The sequence below is a fragment of the Streptomyces sp. NPDC018031 genome (genome assembly GCF_044327625.1).
Classification (GTDB): domain Bacteria; phylum Actinomycetota; class Actinomycetes; order Streptomycetales; family Streptomycetaceae; genus Streptomyces.
In genome coordinates this window covers 1-21,933 of sequence record NZ_JBIRFT010000034.1, presented here as the reverse complement: position 1 = coordinate 21,933, position 21,933 = coordinate 1, and the positions used below count along the sequence as shown (strand labels likewise).

8 protein-coding genes and 1 pseudogene are annotated in these 21,933 nt (G+C 76.0%); 1 reads left to right on the top strand and 8 read right to left on the bottom strand.

Annotated elements, in window-relative coordinates:
* The 5 genes from ACH4B3_RS33735 to ACH4B3_RS33715 form a co-directional block, all read right to left on the bottom strand.
* A partial coding sequence (locus tag ACH4B3_RS33735; protein ID WP_398469526.1) for a type I polyketide synthase occupies positions 1-2,800 on the bottom strand: 2,800 nt, incomplete at its 3' end.
* Between the two features lies 1 nt (position 2,801).
* Positions 2,802-3,683 carry an alpha/beta fold hydrolase gene (locus ACH4B3_RS33730; RefSeq protein WP_398469524.1) on the bottom strand — a complete coding sequence of 294 codons (882 nt, stop codon included), beginning with the start codon at positions 3,681-3,683 and terminating at the stop codon, positions 2,802-2,804.
* Between the two features lie 75 nt (positions 3,684-3,758).
* Positions 3,759-4,073: an acyl carrier protein gene (locus ACH4B3_RS33725; RefSeq protein ID WP_398469522.1), complete on the bottom strand. Its 315-nt coding sequence runs from the start codon at positions 4,071-4,073 to the stop codon at positions 3,759-3,761.
* 58 nt (positions 4,074-4,131) lie between these two features.
* Positions 4,132-5,577 carry an NAD(P)/FAD-dependent oxidoreductase gene (locus ACH4B3_RS33720; protein WP_398469520.1) on the bottom strand — a complete coding sequence of 482 codons (1,446 nt, stop codon included), beginning with the start codon at positions 5,575-5,577 and terminating at the stop codon, positions 4,132-4,134.
* A gap of 135 nt (positions 5,578-5,712) precedes the next feature.
* Positions 5,713-6,585 carry a nuclear transport factor 2 family protein gene (locus ACH4B3_RS33715; protein ID WP_398469518.1) on the bottom strand — a complete coding sequence of 291 codons (873 nt, stop codon included), beginning with the start codon at positions 6,583-6,585 and terminating at the stop codon, positions 5,713-5,715.
* A gap of 545 nt (positions 6,586-7,130) precedes the next feature.
* Between ACH4B3_RS33715 and ACH4B3_RS33710 the strand changes: the two genes are divergently transcribed.
* The gene (locus ACH4B3_RS33710; protein ID WP_398469516.1) at positions 7,131-8,414 is read left to right on the top strand and encodes a cytochrome P450; all 1,284 of its coding nucleotides are present in this window, start codon (positions 7,131-7,133) and stop codon (positions 8,412-8,414) included.
* Between the two features lie 153 nt (positions 8,415-8,567).
* Here the strand turns inward: ACH4B3_RS33710 and ACH4B3_RS33705 are convergent, their stop codons facing one another.
* The 3 genes and pseudogenes from ACH4B3_RS33705 to ACH4B3_RS33695 form a co-directional block, all read right to left on the bottom strand.
* Positions 8,568-10,970, bottom strand: a complete 2,403-nt coding sequence (locus ACH4B3_RS33705; RefSeq protein WP_398469514.1) for a type I polyketide synthase — start codon at positions 10,968-10,970, stop codon at positions 8,568-8,570.
* Positions 10,971-10,997: 27 nt separating this feature from the next.
* Positions 10,998-17,501 (bottom strand): SDR family NAD(P)-dependent oxidoreductase, encoded by a 6,504-nt coding sequence (locus ACH4B3_RS33700; protein ID WP_398469512.1) that lies wholly within the window; start codon positions 17,499-17,501, stop codon positions 10,998-11,000.
* Between the two features lie 12 nt (positions 17,502-17,513).
* Positions 17,514-21,911: pseudogene (locus ACH4B3_RS33695) on the bottom strand (SDR family NAD(P)-dependent oxidoreductase); the annotation flags it as partial.
* Between the last annotated feature and the right edge of the window lie 22 nt (positions 21,912-21,933).

Below are 21,933 nucleotides of genomic sequence, written 5' to 3'. Positions count from 1 at the left end.
GCTGGAAGGGGTAGGTGGGGAGGTCGGTGGTGGGGGGTGGGGTGGGGTGGGTGTACCAGGGGCGCCAGTCGAGGGGGGTGGGGGTGTGGGTGTGGAGTCGGGCGAGGGCGTGGGCGAGGGCGTGGGTGTCGGGTCGGGTGTGGGTGAGGGTGGGGATGAGCTGAGGCGGGTGGGCGGGAGAGTGGGCGTGCGGGTGGGCGTGCGGGTGGGCGTGCGGGTGGGCGTGTGGGTGGGTGTGCGGGTGGGTGTCGAGGGTGGCTTGGGTGGCGGGGATGAGGACGGGGTCGGGGCCGATTTCGAGGTAGACGGCGGTGTGGGGGGCGGTGTGGGTGATGGCGGGGTGGAACCGGACGGGCCGGCGGACGTGGGCCACCCAGTAGTCGGTGCTGGTGATCTCCGCTCCGGCCGGGTTCCCGGTGAGGTTGCTGATCAGTGGGATCCGTGGCGGTCGCAGGTCGAGGTCGCGCAGGTGTGCGGCGAAGCCGTCCAGGGCGGGGTCCATCAGGGGTGAGTGGAAGGCGTGGCTGACCGGGAGGGCCTTGGCCTTGCGGCCGCGTTCCTTCCATGCCTCGATGACCTGGGTGACGAGGTCGGCGGGTCCGGAGACCACGGTGCTGCCGGGGGCGTTGAGGGCGGCGATGGCCAGCCGGCCGCCGTGGGGGGCGAGGAGGTGTCCGGCTTCCTCCTCGGTGGCCTCCAGGGCTGCCATGGCACCGCCGGGCGGCAGCGCGCCCAGCGCGGTGGCGCGGGCGGCCACCAGCCGGCAGGCGTCGTGCAGGGACAGCACTCCGGCCACGTGCGCGGCGGCGATCTCGCCGACGGAGTGGCCGATCACCGCGTCCGGCCGCACGCCGCAGGCGGTCAGCAGCCTGGACAAGGCCACCTGGAGGGCGAACAGCCCGGCCTGGGTGTAGGTGGTGTGGTCCAGCAGCCCGGCCTGTCCGGGGCCGGGGCGGAACACCACCTCGCGCAGCGGGTGTTCCAGCTGCCCGTCCAGCAGCGCGCACACCTCGTCGAAGGCCTCGGCGAAGACCGGGAACCGCTCGTACAGTCCGGCGCCCATCCCCGTCCGCTGGCTGCCCTGTCCGGAGAACAGCCACACCACACCACCCGACGACAACCCCCCGGCGCCGGACCGGACCAGCGCCGGATGGTCCTCCCCGGCCGCCAGGGCGGCCAGGCCGGCCCGCAGCGTGCCGGTGTCCCGGCCGGTGACCACCGCCCGGTCCGCGAAGGTGGCCCGGGTGGTCGCCAGCGTCCAGCCGAGCGTCTCCCGGTCGTCGGCGGAGGTCGTCGCCCGCAGCAGCAGCCGGGCCTGGTCGCGCAGCGCCTTGGCGTCGCGGGCCGACACCACCCACGGCGTGACCCGGTCCGGCGGCCGCTCGCCGGCCGCCCCGGGGGCGGCTTCGGGGCCGGGTGCCTCCTCGATGATCAGGTGCGCGTTGGTGCCGGAGAAACCGAAGGAGGACACACCGGCCCGCCGGGGCTGCGCGGCGCGCGGCCACGGGACCGGCTCGCGCAGCAGCCGCAGCACCCCGCCGCTCCAGTCCACGTGGGGATTGGGCTCGGCGATGTGCAGCGAGCGCGGCAGGGTCTCGTGGCGCAGCGCCATGACCATCTTGATCACGCCCGCGGCGCCGGCGGCCATCTGGGTGTGGCCGATGTTGGACTTCACCGACCCCAGCCACACCGGTCGCCCCTCCGGCCGGTCCCGGCCGTAGGCGGCCAGCAGCGCCCGGGCCTCGATCGGGTCGCCGAGGCTGGTGCCCGTGCCGTGCGCCTCGACCGCCGCCACGTCCGCGGGTGTCAGCCGGGCGTCAGCCAGCGCCTGCTCGATGACGCGCTGCTGCGAGGGGCCGTTGGGGGCCGTCAACCCGTTGCTGGCGCCGTCCTCGTTGATGGCGGAGCCGCGGATCACGCCCAGCACCCGGTGCCCGTGGCGGCGGGCGTCCGACAGCCGCTCCAGCAGCACCACCCCGGCCCCCTCGGCGAGGGTCATGCCGTCGGCGTCCGCCGAGAAGGGTTTGGAGCGCCCGTCCGGGGCCAGTGCCCGCATCTCGCTGAAGCCGACCAGCGGCGCGGGCGAGGACATCACGCAGACCCCGCCGGCCAGGGCCAGGGTGACCTCTCCCCGCCGCAGCGCCTGGCACGCCAGGTGGATGGCGACCAGCGAGGAGGAGCACGCGGTGTCCAGGGTGACCGCGGCGCCTTCCAGTCCGAGGGTGTAGGCGACCCGCCCGGCGACCACACTCGGCGAGTTGCCGGTGGTCAGATGGGCCGCCGTGCCCTCGGGTACCTGGAGGGAGTTGAGGAAGTAGTCGAGGCCGTCGCAGCCGAGGTAGGTGGCGGTGGCGCTGCCCCGCAGGCTGTGCGGGTCGATACGGGCGTGCTCGATCGCCTCCCAGGTCACCTCCAGCGCCAGCCGCTGCTGCGGGGCCATGGTGAGCGCCTCGCGCGGGCCGATCCCGAAGAATCCGGCGTCGAACAGGCCGGCGTCGTAGAGGAAGCCGCCGCCGCGCGCGTAGCTGGTGCCCGAGTGCCCGGGTTCGGGGTCGTAGAGCGCGTCGAGGTCCCAGCCCCGGTCGGTGGGCAGTCCGCCGATGCCCTCGCGGCCGGCGGCCACCAGGTCCCACAGGTCGTCGGGGGAGCCGACGCCGCCGGGGAACCGGCAGCCGATGCCGATGATCGCGACGGGCTCGTGGCGGGCGTACTCGGCGTCCTTGAGCCGGCGCTGCGCCTCGCGCAGGTCGGCCGTCACGCGCTTGAGGTAGTCGAGGAGCTTGCCCTCGTCGTTCGCCATGTCAGGACCTCTCCGGGGCCGGCTTGTCCACGGTGCTCGCCAGGTCGAGCAGGTCGTCGGCCACCCGGGCGGGGTGGTCCGCGTGCAGGTTGTGGTCGGCTCCGGGGTACCAGCGGGAGTCCGCGTGCGGTATCGCCGCCTGGATGTCCGTCACCCAGCCGCGCACCAGGCCGGCCAGCGCGGGCGCGTGCGAGGGCAGCGAGATGAACAGCGTGACGGGCACCGTGACGCCGGGGTACCAGCGGGCCGGCGGGTCCTCCCACATGCTCGCCACGATCGACAGCTGGTGCTCCAGCGGCAGCCGGGGGACGAGCAGCCCGTCCGGGCCCGCCACCAGGTCGGCGAGACCTGCCTCGACGGCGGCCTCGGACCAGGTGGGGTGCAGGCCGCGCAGGGATTCCCGGACGGATTCCGCGGTCACGCCGGAGGCCTGGGAGTGCGCCCGGGTGAGCATCTCGGCGACCTTCTCCCAGGCCGGGATGGTGTCCGAGGGGTCGACATGGGTGATCCAGCCGCCGTCCACCAGTGCCAGCCCGGCCACCGTTCCGGGGTGTTCGGCCGCGAGCCGGACCGCGAGGTTCCCGCCCCAGGAGTGGCCGGCGACCAGGGCGCCGGCGAGAGGCAGTTCGCGGCAGACGGTGACGAGGTCCGCGACGGCGGTCGCGTTGTCGTAGCCGTGTTCCGGCAGGTCGGAGTCGCCGTGCCCGCGCATGTCGAGCGCGTAGACGGGGTGGCCGGCGGCCGCGAGCCGGCCGGCGACGTCGTCCCACATCCGGGCGTTCGACCGCAGTCCGTGGAGCAGCAGGAACGGCCGGCCGTCGCGGCCCGGCCGGTGCCGCAGCCGCAGCGTCACCCCGTGGTCCACGGAAACGGACAGCTTCATGGCGGAAATCCCTTGCCTCCCGGAGACAGGACGAGTTGGGTGTCCGGCCGGACGGCGCCGAGCGCCCCGGCGGGGTCAGTCCGCGTCCGCCTCGTAGGCCTCCGCGAGGTACTTGCCGAGCAGGCTGGGGGTGGGGTGCTCGACGATCGCGACGAGCGGGGCCTCGATCCCGGTGTCGTTCATCAGCCCCTTGGACAGTTGCAGGGCCCGCAGCGAGGTGAGTCCGGTCTCCACGAAGTTGCTCTCGTCGTCCAGGTCGGGAGCTTCGAGGATCTCGGCGGCCAGTTGGAGCACCAGCTCCCGCAGCAGCGCTTCGCGTTCCTCCGGCGTCGCGGACGCGAGCGGTTCGGCCAGCCGGGGGTCGGGGGTGGGCTCTTCGACGGGTTCCACAGCAGTACCTCTCTCGGTGTGGTGTCGCAGGCGGGAGTGCCTGCTCGTGCGGGGTCGGTCAGTCGGGTCCGTCGAGCACGCCGTGCGCGGCGATGCCGGACGGCTTGAGCCCCACCATCTCCAGCTCGCCCGGGCGGAACGGCGGCTCGGTGAGTTCCGGGTACCGGGTGTCGGTCCGCAGCAGGGACAGGAAGCGGGAGTCGCCCAGGGCCTGTTGCGGCGTGTTCAGGCTGAGCACGTTGGTGGCGACCTCGCTGACCTTCGGGGAGCGGATCGACAGGTCGGCGACGAAGTCGGCGAACCGCAGCCGCTCCGGGGTGTCCGGGTCGGTCAGCCGCGGGTCACCGGTCCGGATGCGGCAGTTGACGTACTGGATGTCCTTGAGCCCGGCCATGATCCACGGGTCGTCGACCACCTCGCCCAAGGCCCGCTGGACCTCCCGGGTACCACCGCTGCCGAGGGCGTCCGCGGCCAGCTTGGCGTCCAGGGCCTCGGCGGCGCGCGCGGCCGCGCTCATCCCGTGGCCGTAGACGGGGTTGAACGCCGCCAGCGAGTCGCCGATGACCAGCAGCCCCTCCGGCCAGTGCGGCATGCGCTCGGGGTACAGGCGCTGGTTGGTTCCCGAGTGCGAGGAGAAGATCGGGCTGATCGGCTCGGCCGCGCCGATGAGGTCGCTGATGATCGAGTGCCGCAGCATCTTGGCGAAGCCGGTGAACTCGTCCTCCTGGGTGGGCAGCGCGGCGCCGCGGGTGCTGGTGAGGGTGACCAGCCAGCGCCCGCCCTCCTGGGGGTAGACCACCCCGAAGCGGCCGGGGTGCCGGGTGCGGTGGTCGGCGGCGACCATCACGGCGGGGAAGGCGCCGGTCGCGCCCTCGGGCGCCTTGAACATCCGCGTCGCGTATCCGACGCCGGCGTCGACCAGGTCCTGTTCGACGGCCGGCATGCCGAGGTCCGCCAGCCACCGTCCCAGCCGCGAGGCCCGGCCGGTGGCGTCCACCACCAGATCGGCCTCCAGAACGCCGGGGTCGCCGCCGTCCGCGTCGCGCACCCGCACCCCGGTGACCCGGGTGCGGTCGCCGACCAGGTCGACGACCTCGGTGCCCTGCCGTACCTCGATGCGGCCGCCGGCCAGGATCGCGTCCCGGACCACCCAGTCCAGCAGCGGACGGGTGCACATCATGGTGTACGTGGTGGCCGGGAACCGGTACTGCCAGCCGGAGGCGGTCAGGGTCACCAGGTCACGGTGCCAGCCGATGCGGCGGGCACCGGCCGCCACCAGCCGGTCGGCGGTGCCCGGCAGAAGCTTCTCCACGATGCCCGCGCCGCTGGACCAGAGGATGTGGACGTGGCGTGCCTGGGGCTGTCCCTTGCGGTGGTGGGGCCCGTCGGGCAGGACGTCACGCTCCACCACGGTCACCGATTCCAGGTGACGGGCGAGCACATGGGCGGTCAGCATGCCGGCCCAGCCGCCGCCCAGCACGACGGCACGTGTCGGTGTGGTCATGGCACGAAGTCCCTTCGGAGCGGGCTCGCCGGTCGCGGCGTGCGGCGTTCGCCGCGGACACCCGTCACGAGGGTGTCCCGGACGACTTAAGTGCGTCTTTCCGTTCCGGCCGCCGGCCCGGCGCCGGGCCGGGGGTCAGCGGCCCGGGTCGGGCACGGCGTCCCCGAAGGTGGTGTCCGTGATCCCCCAGAAGCCCTGGATGTGGACGCCCAGGCCCTCCTCGTCCAGCTCGCAGATGGTGATCATGCGCATGCGCATCTTCTCCGGCACGAAGATCCGCGCGTCCCCGCGGATCACCACGAACCGGCCGTCCATCGAGGAGACCGGCCGGCCCAGGATCTCGTTCACCTTGCCCGCCGAGCCGTGCGCCACATGGCTGCTCAGGGCCTCCTTGCCGCGCAGCTTCATCCGGCCCACCGGGTCCTCGAAGACGACGTCGTCGGAGAACAGGGCGACGGTCCCCGCCACGTCGCCCGCCTCCAGCCGCCGGGCGTAGGTGTAGGGGAGCTGCCGGAGGGCCGCCTCGGCGGGCGGGATGTCCGCCGGACCGCGGAACGGTCCCGCCGGGCCGCCGGCCGACACCTCCAGGTCGGGCCGGCCCCAGTACGCCCGCATGTCCTCGATGAGCCCGGACTCCCCGACGCGGAGCAGCAGGGCGTGGTGACAGCGCAGCGCGGACGGCTCCGCGGCCCCGGGTGCGGGCAGCCAGCCGCGCTCGGCGTACACCGGGCCGCGGGGGTGGTAGTCCATGACCGCGGTGATCCGGGACAGCACGTGTGCGCCGTCCTGCCCGACGACGGTGTCCTCGACCGTCTCCCGGAGGTGCCCGGCCACCGCGGTCCCGAAGTGCTCGCGCAGCGCCCGGTGGCCGGTCCGCCGGCCGGCGCCGACGGGGTCCTCGAACGCGGCGTCCGGCGCGTACAGTTCCAGGAGCGCGTCGACGTCGCCCGCGTTCAGGCGCCGGCTGTGTTCACGGGCGATCTTCTTGCGGGTCCGCTCGTTGATCAACGTGTCCTCCCTGCCTCTCCACATCGCCGGGCCGCCGGCCTCCACGTCGGCCGGCGGGGCAGCAGCGGCACCGGAACGGGAAACGCAGGATGAGACGACCCCGCAGCGGGGGTCCATCCTCGCCGGGGCCGCTTAGGCGGACCTTTCCGCCGGCTCCGGCGGCCCGCTCGCCCGCCCGTCCGTCCGCCGGCCCGTCGGCTCGGCCGCCCCGTCCGTCCGCGCGCCGGTGGCTCCGGGAGCCGGCCCGCCCGACCGTTCGCCCGCCGGCCGGCCGCGCCGGGGGCCGGCCCGGGTGACAGGCCCGCTTTAGCCGCGGGGCCGATCATCTCCGCACGGACCGGCCTGGGCGGCAGGGGGCGTACCGCGGGCACCCGCCGGCACGGCCTTCCCCGGCAGACCCGCCCGGCGCCGCTCACGTCCCGATGGCCGACGAGGGAAGGCCCGAAGATGACACCGACAGCTCCCCCGCCGCCGAGCCCCCGCCGCGGCCGTCCGGGCCCGCGGAGGCGGCGCGCCGCCGTGGCGCAGCGGCCGGGTGCGGCGTGGTGACCGGCTGCGCGCGCCCCGGGCAGCCGGGCCGGTGCCCGATCACCGTCAACGCCCCGGAACTGACCGCCGATCCGTACCGCGGCTTCGGGCGCATCAGGGAGGAGACGCCCGTCGCGCTGGGGCGGGTGGCGGACGGGCGGAACGTCTGGATCGTCACCCGCTACCGCGATGTGAGCTTCGTGCTCACCGACGGGCGCTTCGTCAACAACTCCCGGTCGGTCCCGGGCAGTACCACCGACCACCACGCCCGGTCACTGCGCTGGCTGGGGCTGGCCGAGGACCTGGTCCCCCACCTCTCCGAGGCCATCACCCAGCTCGACCCCCCGGACCACACCCGGCTGCGCAGACTCGTGGCACGGGCGTTCTCGGGCCGGCGGATCTCCGCCCTGCGGCCGCGGGTGCGGGCCCTGACGGACGAACTGGTCGACGCGCTGCCCGGGCACGCCGCGGGCGGTACCGTCGACCTCGTCGAGTACTTCGCCCACCGGCTGCCGATAGCGGTCATCTGCGAACTGATGGGCGTACCGGCCGAGGACCGGGAGATGTGGCGGGCCTGGAGCGAGGGTTACACCGACGCCCTGCGGCTGCAGCGTGTGCTCACCGAGTCCACCGCCTACATCCGGGAACTCGCCGAGCGGCGCGGGGCCGAGCCGACCGACGACCTGATCACCGCGCTCGTGCGGGCGCGGAGCGGGGAGAGCGGGCTGCTGTCGGACCGGGAGCTCGTCACCATGGTGTTCCATCTGATGGTCGCCGGGCACGAGACGACCTCCGGTGTCATCGGCAACAGCGTGCTCGCCCTGCTCACCCACCCCGACCAGCTCGCGCTCCTGCGGAGCGAGCCGGAGCTGATGGCGGGAGCCGTCCAGGAACTGCTGCGCTGGTGCGGTTCGATGGTCTTCGCCAAGCCCCGGTACGCCACGGAGGACGTCCGGATCGCGGGGACGCTGATCCGCAGGGGCGACACCGTGCTGCCGGTGCAGGGGGCCGCCAACCACGATCCGCGGCACTTCCCGGACCCCGAGCGGTTGGACGTCACCCGCCCGCCCGGGACCGGCGACACGCAGCATGTCGCCTACTCGCGGGGGCCGCACTACTGCCTCGGGGCCCGGCTGGCCGACCAGGAGGTGGAGATCGCGCTGCGGGCGCTGTTCGGCCGCTTCCCCGAGATGGAGCTGGCGGTGCCGGAGCGGGAGCTGACCTGGCGTCCGGTTCCGGGCGTCCGGCAGCTCACCCGGCTGCCCGTGCGGCTGGGCGCCCCGGCGGCCGGAGCCGCCTGACCGCCCGCGGCGGCGCCGGGTACGCGCGCGGCACCACGGCCGCCGGTGCCGGAGCGCCGCGTGCCGGCCCGGGTCCCACCGCCTCCGCCGCGACCGAGGGGGCGGTGCGGCCCCGGCCGGGAGGGCCGTGACCGCCGGGCCGCCGGCCGGCCGTCACGGCCGCTCGCCGGCCCGTATCCGGTGCGTCCCGCCCAGGTCGAACGCCGCGCGCCAGTAGCGGGCGCGCTGGAAGGCGTAGGTGGGCAGTTCGACCCGCCGGGCGTCGGTGCCGGCGAACACCGCCTGCCAGTCCACCGCGGTGCCGTGGGCGTGCGCCCGGGCGAGCGCGGCGGTCGCGGCGGCCACCTCCCCGGTACCGGGCCGCAGCACGGCCACCGCGGGCAGCCCCTCGCCGGCCAGCAGCCCGGCCAGCCGGTGGCCGCCGAGTTCGAGGTAGACCGTGCCGTCCCGGGCCAGCGCGCGGGCCTCGGCGGCGAAGTCCCGCGGTGCGTCCGCCGGGTCCTGCGGGCCGGTCAGCGCCGCGCACGCGGCGGGCAGCGCCAGCCGCCCGCCGAGGTGGTCGGCGGCGTGCCGGCCGGCCCCGTGCCCGCGGACGGCGCCGGGGCGCACCCCCCACGACTCGATCAGGCGGAACAGGGCCACCTGGAGCGCGAAGGCCCCGGCCGGGCCGGGACCGGTCGCGGGGGCCGGGCCGGCCGTGAACATCGCGTCCCGGACGGGCGTCCCCAGGTGGGCGTCGAGCCCGGCGCAGACCTCGTCGAACGCGCCGGCGAACGCCGGGAAGGCGTCGTACAGCTCCTTGCCGGTGCCGGGGGCGAGGGTGTCACCGGTGAGCAGGACGACGAGTCGGTGCCGGCGTCCGACCGCTCCCTCGGCCACCCGCGGCGAGGGCCTTCCCTCGGCCAGCGCCCGCAGCCCGTCCAGCAGTTCCCGGTGGCTCGTGCCGACGACCACGCCGCGGTGGCGCAGCGCGGCCCGGGAGGTGCCCAGCGACAGGCCGACGTCCGCCGGCCGGAGTCCGGGCCGCCGGTCGAGGTGGTCCAGCAGCCGGGCCGCCTGTCCGCGCAGCGCGTCGGGGCCGCAGCCGGAGACCGGCCACAGCAGCACACCGGCGGCGGCCGGTCCCCGCCCCTCGTCCGGCGGCGGGGGCGCGGGCACCGGCGCTCCGGGTGGGGCCTGCTCCAGGATCAGGTGCGAGGTCGTGCCGCCGAACCCGAACGAGGACACCCCGGCCCGCCGCGGCCGGTCCGTCCCGGGCCAGCGGACGGTCTCCCCGGCCAGCCGGATCCGGCCGCTCTCCCAGCGGATGTGCGGTGACGGCGCCTCGGAGTGCAGGGAGCGCGGCACGATGCCGTGGTGCATCGCCTGGACCAGCTTGATCAGTGCGGCCATGCCGCTGGCGGCCTGGGTGTGGCCGAGGTTGGACTTCACCGACCCCAGCAGCAGCGGCCGGTCGGCGGGCCGGCCCTGGCGGTAGACGGACGCCAGCGCCTGCGCCTCGATGGCGTCGCTGAGCAGGCCGCCGGTGCCCTGGCCCTCGACCACGTCGACCTCGTGCGGCTCGAGCCCGGAGGCGGCCAGCGCCCGTCTGATCAGCCGTTGCTGGGCCGGTCCGTTCGGGGTGTTGGGGCCGCTGGCGCCGCCTTCCTGGCCGATCGCGCCGCCCCGGACCACGGCGAGCACCGGATGCCCGTGCGCGCGGGCGGCGGACAGCCGTTCCAGCAGCACCACGCCGGCGCCTTCGGCGAAGGCCATGCCGTCGGCTCCGTCCGCGTACGAGCGGCAGCGGGCGGCGACGGCCAGCCCTATCCCGCGGCCGGACCCGAGGAACCGGTTCGGGCTGGACATCACGGCGACGCCGCCGGCCAGCGCCATGGCGCACTCGCCGTTGCGCAGTGCCTGGCAGGCCAGGTGCAGGGCGACGGTGGAACTGGAACAGGCGGTGTCGATGGTGGCCGTGGGCCCTTCGAGGCCGAAGGTTCCGGCGATGCGGCCGGAGAGCACGGCGGCCGTGCTGCCCGCGCCCATGTCCTCCAGCAGTTCGTCGGGGACACCGGAGAGGTTCGGCGTGTAGTCCTGGCCGGTGGTGCCCATGAAGACGCCGTAGCGGCGGCCGCGGACGGACAGCGGATCGATCCCGGCCCGTTCGAACACCTCCCACGAGGTCTCCAGCAGCAGCCGCTGCTGGGGGTCGATCACCGACGCCTGGCCGGGGGTGATCCCGAAGGGCGCCGGGTCGAACGCGCCCGCGTCGCGGAGGAAACCGCCTTCCGTGACCCCGCTGCGGACCGCCGGGTCGGCGTCCGGCCCGCACAGGCCCGCCAGGTCCCAGCCCCGGTCGTCGGGGAAGCCGCCGATGGCGTCCCGCTCCTCGGTCAGCAGCGTCCACAGGTCCTCCGGCGACTCGACACCCCCGGGGTAGCGGCAGGCCATCGCGACGATCGCGACGGGCTCACGGGACGCCGCGCGCAGCTCCTCGTTCTCCTTGCGGAGCCGCTCGATCTCCAGCAGCGAGGTGCGCAGCGCCTCGACGATCCTGTTGTCGGCCACGGTCACGACCTTCCTCCGAAGCGACGGCACACCTCAGGACCCCCCGTTGCGCAGGGCCGCGTCGACCAGTTCCTCCAGGTCCATGGCGGCGATGTCGGCGGCGCTCCGGTCCGTCGTCCGCTCCGGGGCCGCGCCGACCGGCTCGGGCGCCCCGTCGTCGGCGTCGGCGTCCGCGTCCGGGTCCGGTTGCTCGCCCAGCGCCAGCAGGGCCTCCAGCAGACCGGCCTGTTCCAGGCGCCGCAGCGGGACGGCGGCCAGCAACTGCCGGACCCTGCTCTCCAGCGGGTCGACGGGCGGGACGATCTGCGCCCGCAGGTGCTGGGCGAGCGCCTGCGGATGGGGGAAGTCGAAGACGAGCGTGGCGGGCAGCCGCAGACCGGTCACGGCGGCCAGCCGGTTGCGCAGCTCCACGGCGGTCAGCGAGTCGAAGCCCAGCTCCTTGAACGTCCGGTCGGGGGCGATCTCGTCGGCGGAGTCGTGGCCGAGGACGGCCGCCATGTGCGCGCACACCGCGTCCAGCACGCAGCCGTCGCGTTCCGCTTCCGGCAGTGCGGTGACCCGGTCCGCCAGCGACGGGCCGGCGGTGCCCGCCGCGCCGCTGTCGGCCACCCGGCGGGTCCGGGCCCGGCCGGCGGCCGGACCGCCGCCGGGGGCCGGCGCGGCCTGCCGGAACGGGATCAGCAGCGCGTCGCCCAGGGCGTGCGCCCGGTCGAACAGTGCCAGCGCCTGCCCGGTGGGCAGCGGGAGCATGCCGGCCTTGCGGATGCGTTCCAGGCCGCCGCCGTCGATGGCGCCGGTGAGCCGGCTGGTCTCCTCCCACATTCCCCAGGCCAGCGACTGGCCGGGCAGCCCGGACGCCCGGCGGTGCTGGGCCAGGGCGTCCAGCAGGGTGCTGGCGGCGGCGTAGTTGGCCTGCGCGGGGTTGCCGTTGACCCCGACGACGGAGGAGAACAGCACGAACATCGCCAGGTCGGCGTCGCTGGTGAGGTCGTGCAGGTGCAGCGCGGCGTCGGCCTTCGGCCGCAGCACCCGGGCCAGTTGCTCGGTGGTCAGTGAGCCGACCATGCCGTCGTCGAGGACGCCGGCGCAGTGCACCACGCCGGTCAGCGGGTGTGCGGCGGGGATGCCGGCCAGCAGTTCGGCGAGCCGTCCGCGGTCCCCGACGTCGCAGGCGGCGACGGTCACGGTGGCGCCCAGCCCGGCGAGTTCGTCCCGCAGGGCGGTGGCGCCGGGCGCCGCAGCGCCCCGGCGGCCGGCCAGCAGCAGGTGCCGGACGCCGTGCCGGGCCACCAGGTGGCGGGCGACCAGGCCGCCCAGGGTGCCGGTGCCGCCGGTGATCAGGACCGTGCCGTCCGGGTCCGGCGTCCTCGGGTGGGTCAGCACGATCTTCCCCACGTGGGCGGCCCGGCTCATGAGGCGGAACGCGTCCCGGGCCCGCCGGGTGTCGAAGGCGCGGACCGGAGGGTGGGTCAGCTCGCCGCGTCCGAACCGGTCGAGGATCTCGGTCAGCATCCGGCCGATGCCGTCCTCCCCCGGTTCTCCGAGGTCGAGGACGTGGTAGCGGATTCCGGAGTCCGCGGCGAGGCGCGCGGGGTCGCGGAGGTCGGTCATGCCCAGCTCGACGAACCGGCCGCCATCGCCCAGCAGCCGCAGCGAGGCGTCGATGTGCTCGCCGGTGAGGCTGTTGAGGACGACGTCGACGCCGCGGCCGCCGGTGGCGGCGCGGAAGGCGTTCTCGAAGTCCGGGTCGCGGGAGGAGGCGCGGTGCGCGGCGTCGACGCCCATCGCCTCCAGCGCGGCGTGCTTGCCGGGGCTCGCGGTGGCGTAGACCTCGGCGCCCAGGTGGCGGGCGATCTGCACGGCGGCCATCCCCACGCCGCCGGCCGCGGCGTGGATGAGGACCGACTCGCCGGCCCGGAGGCCGGCGAGGCCGACGAGCCCGTGCCAGGCGGTCACGTACGCGATGGGTACGGCCGCCGCCTGCTGGTCGGTCCAGCCCGGCGGCACCGGCACGACGGTGCGGGCGTCCGCCACGGCGGTCGCGCCGAAGGCCCCCTGGAACAGGCCGGTCACCCGGTCGCCGGCGGCCACCGAGGTCACGTCCGGGCCGACCGCCAGGACCACCCCGGTGCCCTCGCTGCCCCGGAACGTCCCGTCGCCCGGGTACATGCCGAGCGCGATCAGCACGTCGCGGAAGTTGACGCCCGCGGCGCGGACCTGGATGAGGACCTGTCCGGGGGCCGGCGGCGGGGGTTCCGCCGCCGCCGTCAGCGCCAGGCCGTCCAGCGTGCCGGGGCCGTCGATGCCCAGCCGCCAGTGGGCGGCGTCCGGCAGGGCGAGGGCGCCGTCGGAGGCCGCGGGCGCCAGCCGGGAGATCCGCACCGTCCCGTCCCGGACGACGATCTGCCGCTCGCCCTCGGCCACCGCGGCGGCCACCCCCGCCGGCAGCTCCCGCTCGTCCCCCAGGCCCGCCAGGTCCACCAGGACCAGCCGGTCCGGGTGTTCGGACTGCGCGGAGCGGATCAGACCCCACACCGGGGCGTGGACCAGGTCGGTGACGTCCTCGCCCTCGGCGGCGGCCACCGCGCCGCGGGTGACCACCGCCAGCCGGGAGGCGGCGAACCGCTCGTCGGCCAGCCACCGCTGCACGGTGTGCAGCGTCTCGTCCAGTGCCCGGCGCACCGCGCCGGGCAGGTCCCCCTCGTGCGGCACCGGATGGCGGGGCAGCAGGACCACCGGCGGGGCGGGCAGCCCGGCGTCCACCGCGGCGGCCAGCTCGTCCAGGCCGGGGTAGGCGCGCACTCCGTGGCAGGTGGCCGCGGTGCCGGCGGCGACCGCGGCCCAGTCCTCGGTGCCGGCTTCGGTGCCGGTGCCGGAAGGCGTGAACGGTGGGTAGCCGACGCGGAAGAGCGCGTCGCCGGTGCCCTGTCCGGCGTCCGCCGGGAGCTGCGCGGCGGTGAACGGCCGGGCCACCAGCGAGTCGATGGAGAACACCGGGTGCCCCGAGGCGTCGGTGGCCCGGACGGAGAAGCCGTCGTCGCCGGCCGGCGCCAGCCGCACCCGCAGCAGTTCGGCGCCGGAGGCGACCAGCGACACGCCGTTCCAGGCGAACGGCAGCGCCATCCGGCCCTGTCCGCCGCGTACCTCGGGCAGCCCGCCGGCGTGCAGCGCGGCGTCCAGCAGAGCGGGGTGGAGGCCGTAGGCGGCGGCCTGCCCGCGCTGCCCCTCCGGCAGGACGACCTCCGCGTAGATCTCGTTCTCGCGGCGGTGGACGGCGCGCAGGCCGCGGAAGGCGGGACCGTAGTCGTAGCCGCTCTCGGCGAGCCGGTCGTAGCAGCCGTCCACGGGCACCGGTTCGGCGCCGTCGGGCGGCCACCGGGTGAGGTCGAACGGCTCGGCGGGCGGGCCGGCCGCCAGCGTGCCGGTGACGTGCCGCACCCAGGCGTCGTCGGTCCCCGCCGGGCGGGCGTACAGGTTCAGGGCGCGGCTGCCGTCCCCGCCGGGGCGGTCCACCACGAGCTGCACCTGGACGCCGCCGTGCTCGGGGAGCACCAGCGGACTCGCCAGCACCAGTTCCTCGATGCGGTCGCAGCCCACCTCGTCACCGGCCCGGACGGCCAGTTCCACGAACACCGCGCCGGGCACCAGCACCGCCCCGGCCACCGCGTGGTCGGCCAGCCACGGGTGGGTGTCCAGCCCGATCCGGCCGGTCAACACGGCCTCCCCGCCGTCGGCGAGCACGGTCACGGCCCCGAGCAGCGGGTGGGCGGCCGGGTCGAGGCCGAGCCGGGCCGGGTCGCCGTTGCCGTCGGCCATGGCGTCCAGCCAGAACCGCCGGCGCTGGAAGGCGTAGGTCGGCAGGTCCACGGGGCGGGTGTCCGCGGGGAACACCCGGCCCCAGTCCACCGTCGCGCCGTGCGCATGGGCCTGCGCCAGCGCGGTGAGGAAGCGGTCCCAGCCGCCTTCGTCCCGGCGCAGGGTGCCGACGGCCGTGGCGTTGGCGCTCGCCAGGTCCAGGGTCTCCTGCACCCCGACGGTGAGGACGGGGTGCGGGCTGCACTCGACGAACACGCTGTGCCCGTCGTCCAGCAGCGCCTGCAGCGCCTGGTCCAGGCGCACCTGGCGGCGGAGGTTGGCGTACCAGTAGTCGGCGTCCATCTCGGTGCCGTCGATGCGCCGGCCGGTGACGGTGGAGAACAGCGGGACGGTGCCGGGCCGCGGTTCGACGTCCGCGAGCGCCGCCAGCAGCCGGTCGCGCAGCGCGTCGACGTGGGCGCAGTGCGAGGCGTAGTCCACCGGCACCCGTTTGGCGCGCACCCCCGCGGCCTGGTAGCCGTCCAGCAGTTCCGCCAGGGCGTCGGCGTCGCCGGAGACCACGGTGGCGGAGGGCCCGTTGACGGCGGCGACGCCCAGCCGGCCCGCCCAGCGTTCGAGGTGCGCGGCGACCTGTTCGGCGGGCTGCGGCACGGAGGCCATGCCGCCCCGGCCGGACAGCTCGCGCAGGGCCTGGGAGCGCAGTGCCACCACCCGGGCCGCGTCCCGCACGGACAGCACGCCCGCGACGCAGGCCGCCGCGATCTCGCCCTGGGAGTGGCCGACGACGGCGGCGGGTTCCACGCCGTGCGAGCGCCACAGCTCGGCCAGGGCCACCATCACCACCCACAGCACGGGCTGGACCACGTCCACCCGCTCCAGGCCGGGGCTGCCCGGCTCGGCGCGCAGCACCGCCTCCACGCTGTAGTCGGTGTACCGCTCCACCGCCTCGGCGCAGGCGCGGAAGTGCTCGGCGAACACCGGGGAGTCGTCGATCAGGGCGAGCGCCATGCCGGTCCACTGCGAGCCCTGGCCGGGGAAGACGAACGCCGTGGTGCCGGGGGACGCGACGCCGGTGACGAGGTGCGCCGAGGGGGTTCCGTCGGCCAGTGCGGCCAGCCCGGCCAGCAGCGTCCGGCGGTCCGCGGCGACCACCGCGGCGCGGTGCGACTGCGCGGCCCGCGCGCCGGCCAGGGTGGCCCCGACCCGGGTGGGGGAGGTGTCCGGCCGCTCGGCGAGGTGGTCCCGCAGCCGGGCCGCCTGGGCCCGCAGCGCCGCCTCGCCCCGCCCGGACAACAGCCACGGGACCACCGGAAGCTCGGCGGTGGGTGCGGGCTCGCCGACCGGCGGGGCCTGTTCGAGGATGACGTGGGCGTTGGTTCCGCTCATGCCGAAGGAGGAGACGCCGGCCCGGCGGGGGCTGCCGGTCTCGGGCCACGGCCGTTCCTCGGTCAGCACCCGCACGGTGCCCTCGGACCAGTCGACTTGGGGGGTGGGTTCGTCCACGTGCAGGGTGCGCGGCAGGACGCCGTGCCGCAGCGCGTGCACCATCTTGATGACGCCGGCCATGCCGGCCGCGGCCTGGGTGTGCCCGATGTTGGACTTCACCGAGCCGAGCCACAGCGGGCTGCCGCCGGCGCGCCGCCGGCCGTAGGCGGCTATCAGCGCCTGGGCCTCGATGGGGTCGCCCAGTGAGGTGCCGGTGCCGTGGCCCTCCACCGCGTCGATGTCCCGGGCGGACAACCGGGCGTCGGCCAGGGCCTGGCGGACGACGCGTTCCTGGGCCGGGCCGTGCGGCGCGGTGAGGCCGTTGGAGGCGCCGTCCTGGTTGATGGCGGAGCCGCGGATCACGGCGAGTACCGGATGGCCGAGGCGTTCGGCGTCGGCCAGCCGTTCCACCAGCAGCACGCCCACGCCCTCGGCGGGGCCGAAACCGTCCGCGGCCGCCGCGTACGCCTTGCACCGGCCGTCGGTGGCCAGCCCGTTCAACTTGCTGAACTCCAGGAACGTGCCGGGGGTGGGCATCGCGCACGCCCCGCCGGCCAGGGCCAGCGAGCACTCGCCCTTGCGCAGCGCGCGCACCGCCAGGTGCAGGGCGACCAGGGACGAGGAGCAGGCGGTGTCCACCGTGAAGGAGGGGCCTTCGAGCCCGAACGCGTAGGAGATGCGTCCGGACATGGAGCTGGCGGCGAGCCCGGTGGCCATGTATCCGGCGACGTCCTCCGGCGCGCCGGCGCCGGTGCCGGCGTAGTAGACGGTGCTGCCGCCGACGAAGACACCGGTCTCGCTGCCGCGCAGGGACGTCACGTCGATGCGGGCGCGTTCGACGGCCTCCCAGGCGGTCTCCAGCAGCAGGCGCTGCTGGGGGTCCATCGCCAGGGCCTCGCGCGGCGAGATGTCGAAGAAGTCGGCGTCGAAGGCGGCCAGGTCGTCGACGAACCCGCCCTCGTGCACATGGCTGGTGCCGGTGTCGCCGGAGTCGTTGAACATGCCGGGGTCCCAGCCCCGGTCGTCGGGTATCCGGGAGATCACGTCACGGCCCGCGGACACCAGGTCCCACAGGGCCTCCGGGCTGTCCGCCCCGCCGGGAAACCGGCAGGCCATGCCGACGATCGCGATCGGCTCCCGGTCCCGGGCCTCCGCCTCCCGGAGGCGCTGCTGGGTTTCGTGCAGGTCGGCCGCGACCCGTTTGAGGTACTCGACCAGTTGTTCCTGGTTCGCCATGGCAGTCCTCTTTCAGGCCCTTCCGAGGTGGGAGTCGATGAACCGCAGCACGTCGTCGGCGGAGGCGTCCTGGAGTCGCTCCGCGACGCCCTCGTCCTGCTGCGCGGCGGGTTTCCGGCGGCACCGCGCCAGCAGTGCTTCGAGCCGGGCCGTCACCGCGTCCCGTCCGGCGTCGTCGACGAGCAGGTCGACGTGGTCCTCCAGCCGGTCGAGTTCGTCGATGAGGACTTCGGACCCGCTGGGTCCGCGGGAGACCAGTTGCTCCCGCAGGTGCTCGGCGAGCGCCGCCGGGGTGGGGATGTCGAAGACGAGGGTGGGGGGCAGTTTGGCGCCGGTGGCCTGGCTGAGCCGGTTGCGCAGTTCCACCGCGGTCAGCGAGTCGAAGCCGATCTCCTTGAAGGAACGGGCCGGGTCCACCGCGCGGGCGTCGCCGAGCCCCACCACGGCCGCCACGTTGCGGCGCACCAGCTCCAGCAGGGTGCGGCTCTGCTCGGCCGCCGGCAGGCCCGCCAGGTGTTCCGCCGCCGACGGGCCGTCCCCGGCCGGGTGCCGCTCCGCCGCGCTCGCGCGCCGCACCGGGGCCGCCGCGACCAGGCCGCTGAGGATGCGCGGCAGGACCCCGGCACCGGCCAGGCCCCGCAGCACCTCGGTGTCCAGCCGGGCGGGCATCAGCAGGCTCTCGGGGCGGCGCCCGGCCGCGTCGAACAGTGCGAGGCCCTGTTCCGAGGTCAGCGCCCGGACGCCGGAACGCTCCATCCGGGCGATGTCGCGTGCGCCCAGGCCGCCGGTGGTGCCGCTGGTCTGCTCCCAGTGGCCCCAGGCGAGCGACTGCCCCGGCAGTCCGGCGGCCCGGCGGTCCTGGGCGAGGGCGTCCAGGAAGGCGTTCGACGCCGCGTAGTTGCCCTGGCCTGCCGCTCCGGCCGGGCCGCCGGTCGAGGAGAACATCACGAACATCGCGAGGTCGTCCGCGCGGATCAGCTGGTGCAGGTTGACCGCCGCGTCCACCTTGGGCCGCAGCACCGTGTGCAGCCGCTCCGCCGTCAGGGACGGGACGGTGCCGTCGTCCACCACGCCCGCGGCGTGCACCACGCCGGTCAGCGGATGCTCGGCGGGGATGCCCGCGAGGGCCGCGGCCAGCGCCTCGCGGTCGGCGGCGTCGCAGGCCGCGATGGTCACCCGCGCGCCGGCGGTGGCCAGTTCGGCGCGCAGCGCGTCCGCGCCGGGCGCGGCGGCGCCCTGCCGGCTGAGCAGCAGCAGGTGCCGGGCGCCGTGCGCGGTGACCAGGTGGCGGGCGAGCATGCCGCCGATGGTGCCGGTGCCGCCGGTGATCAGGACGGTGCCCTCGGGGTCCAGGGGCGCCGGGAGGGTCAGCACGGTCGTGCCGGGGGATCCGGTCCGCTCCCGGTCCCGGAAGACGTCGGCGGCCAGGCGCAGGTCCCGGCACCGCGCGGGGAGGGGGGTCAGCACGCCCCGTTCCATCAGGTCCACGACCTCGGCGAGGATCTCGCCGGTCCGCGCCGGGCCGGGCCCGGTGGCCGCCCCGGGTTCGCGGCCGGTGCCGGGCGGGGCCACCAGCCGGCCGCCGGGGCGCAGCAGGCGCCCGGCGTCCGCGGACCGCCCGTCGGCCGCGGCCAGCACCACGTCCGCGCCCCGGCCCCCGGTGGCCGCGCGCACCCGGTCCGCGAGGTCGCGGGCCGGGGAGCCGGCCGACGGGTCGTCGTCCGGGCCGAGGGCGCGCGGGGCGTCCCGGTCGCCCTCGGCGGCGATGGCATGGACCTCCGCTCCCCAGTGCCGGGCCAGTTGCACGGCGGCGCTGCCGACGGCGGAGTCCGCCGCGTGGACGACCACCACGTCGCCCGCCCGTACCTCCGCCAGGTCCGCGAGGCAGTGGTAGGCGGTGGTGAACGCCAGCGGCACGGCGGCGGCACGGGCATGGGACCAGTCGGCGGGGACGGGCACCACGCTCCGGTGGTCGGCGACCGCGAGCGGGCCGAGCGCGTACCGGAAGACTCCCATCACCCGGGTGCCGGGGGCGAGCCCGGTGACCCCCGGCCCGGTCTCGGTGACCACCCCGGCCCCTTCGCGGCCAATCGTCTCCAGGTCGCCCGGCAGGCCGGGGCCGGCCGGGACGTGGTCGAGGTGCAGGCCCGCGGCCCGTACCGCGATGCGGATCTGCCCCTCCTCCAGCGGGGCGGCCGCCTCGGGGCGGGGTACCAGGGCGAGGCCGTCCGGGCCGCCGGGGCCGGTGCCGTCCAGGCACCAGGCGGGCAGGTCCGGCGGGGTGAGGGCGCTCTCCCGGTCGAGCCGGGCCAGGCGCGGGACGACCACTTCGCCACGGCGTACCGCGACCTGCGGCTCACCGGTTCCGAGCGCGACGGCGAGGGCCCGCGGCAGCAGCGCGGCCGCGTCCCGGTCGGTGTGGTCCAGGTCGACCAGCACCAGCCGGTCGTAGTTCTCGATCTGAGCGGAGCGCACCAGGCCCCACAGGGGCGCGTGCACCAGGTCGGCGACGCGCTCGTCGCCACCGGTCGACTGGGCGCCGCGGGTGACCAGCGCCAGCCTGGAGTCGGCGAACCGCTCGTCCGCGAGCCAGTGCTGGACGACGGCGAGCAGCCGCGCCGTCTCCTCGTGGACCACGGCGGCGAGTTCCGGGGTGGCCTCGGTCGGGTCCGCGCCGACCGGCGCGCAGGGCAGCACCACCACGTCGGCCGGCCGGGGGCCGTCGTCGCCGGACCGCGCCAGCTCGGCCAGGCCGGGGAACGTGCGGCCGAGGTGTCCGGCGCGTTCCAGCAGGTCGGTGACGCCGAGCCCGTCGGGGCCGACGACGTCCCAGCGGGCATCGGCGGGCGCCTCGGGCCCGGGCCCGGCGGCGGTCCAGTGGACCCGGTAGAGGGAGTCGATCCCCGGGTCGACCCGCCTCAGCTGCTCCGGGGAGACCGGGCGGGAGGTCACCGCCTCGGCGGACGCGACCTGACGGCCCGTGGGGTCCGCGACACTCAGCGACACCGCGTCGCCGTGCGGCACCAGCCGGACGCGCAGCGCGCGGGCACCGGTGGCGTACAGCGACACGCCGTTCCAGGCGAACGGCAGCAGCATCGGCCCGTCGAGCGCGTCGCCCCGGCCGACGCCGGCGGCCTGCAGCGCGGCGTCCAGCAGGGCGGGGTGCAGGCCGAATCCCGCCGTCCGGTCGTGCAGTTCCTCGGCGAGCGCGGCCTCGGCGAACACCTCGTCGCCGCGGCGCCAGGCGGCCCGCAGCCCGCGGAACGCGGGGCCGTAGCCGTAGCCGGCCTCGGCCAGGCCGGTGTACAGGCCGTGCAGGGGCACCGGTTCGGCGCCGGCCGGTGGCCACTGGGTGAAGTCGAAGTCGTCCGGCCGGGCGCCGGTGGTGAGGGTGCCGCTGGCGTGCCGGGTCCACGGCCGGCCGGCGGTGTCCTCGTGCTCGGGGCGCGTGTGCACGGTGAACGTGCGGCTGCCGTCCTGGCCCGGCGCGGAGACGACGAGCTGGAGCAGGAGCGCGCCGTCGTCGGGGAGCACCAAGGGGGTTTCCAGCAGGAGTTCCTCGACGCGGTCGCAGCCCACCTCGTCCCCCGCCCGGACGGCCAGGTCGACGAAGGCGGTGCCCGGCAGGACCACCGAACCGGCGACCGAGTGGTCGGCCAGCCAGGAGTGGCCGGCGAGGGAGATCCGCCCGGTCAGCACGGTCTCCTCGCTCACCGCGAGCCGGACCGCGGCGCCGAGCAGCGGATGGTCGGTGGCGGCGAGTCCCAGACCGCGGGCGTCGGTGGAGCCGCCGATGGTGGCGGGGTCGATCCAGTAGTGCTGGTGTTGGAAGGGGTAGGTGGGCAGGTCGAGGACGGGTGGGGTGGGGGCGGTGCCGGGTTCGATGCCGTACCAGGGTTTCCAGTCCACCGGCAGGCCGGCGGTGAACGCCTGGGCCAGCGCCCTGGCCAGCTGGGCGGGGCCGCCCTGGTCGCGCTGGAGGGTGGGCACGGTGGCAACCGGCACCTCCAGCCGCTGCGCGGTCTCCTGCACCGCCAGGCTCAGCACCGGATGCGGACCGGTCTCCACCAGGACCCGGTAGCCATCGGCCAGTACCGCCTCCACCGCCGCGGCGAACCTCACCTGACGCCGCAGGTTCTCCACCCAGTACGCCGCGTCCAACCCGGTGGACTCCACCCGGCCACCGGCCACCGCCGAGTAGAACGCGATGTCCGTGGCCACCGGCGTGACCTCTCCCAGCAACGCCGCCAGGTCCTCGGCGATGTCGTCCACCTGCGGATGGTGCGAGGCGTAGTCCACCTCGACCAGCCGGGCCCGGCCACCGCCGGCCTCCACCGCCGCGACCACCTCCGCCACCGCCTCCGGCGGCCCGGACACCACCGTGGACCCCGGCCCGTTCACCGCCGCCACCACCACCCCGGCCCGGTCACCG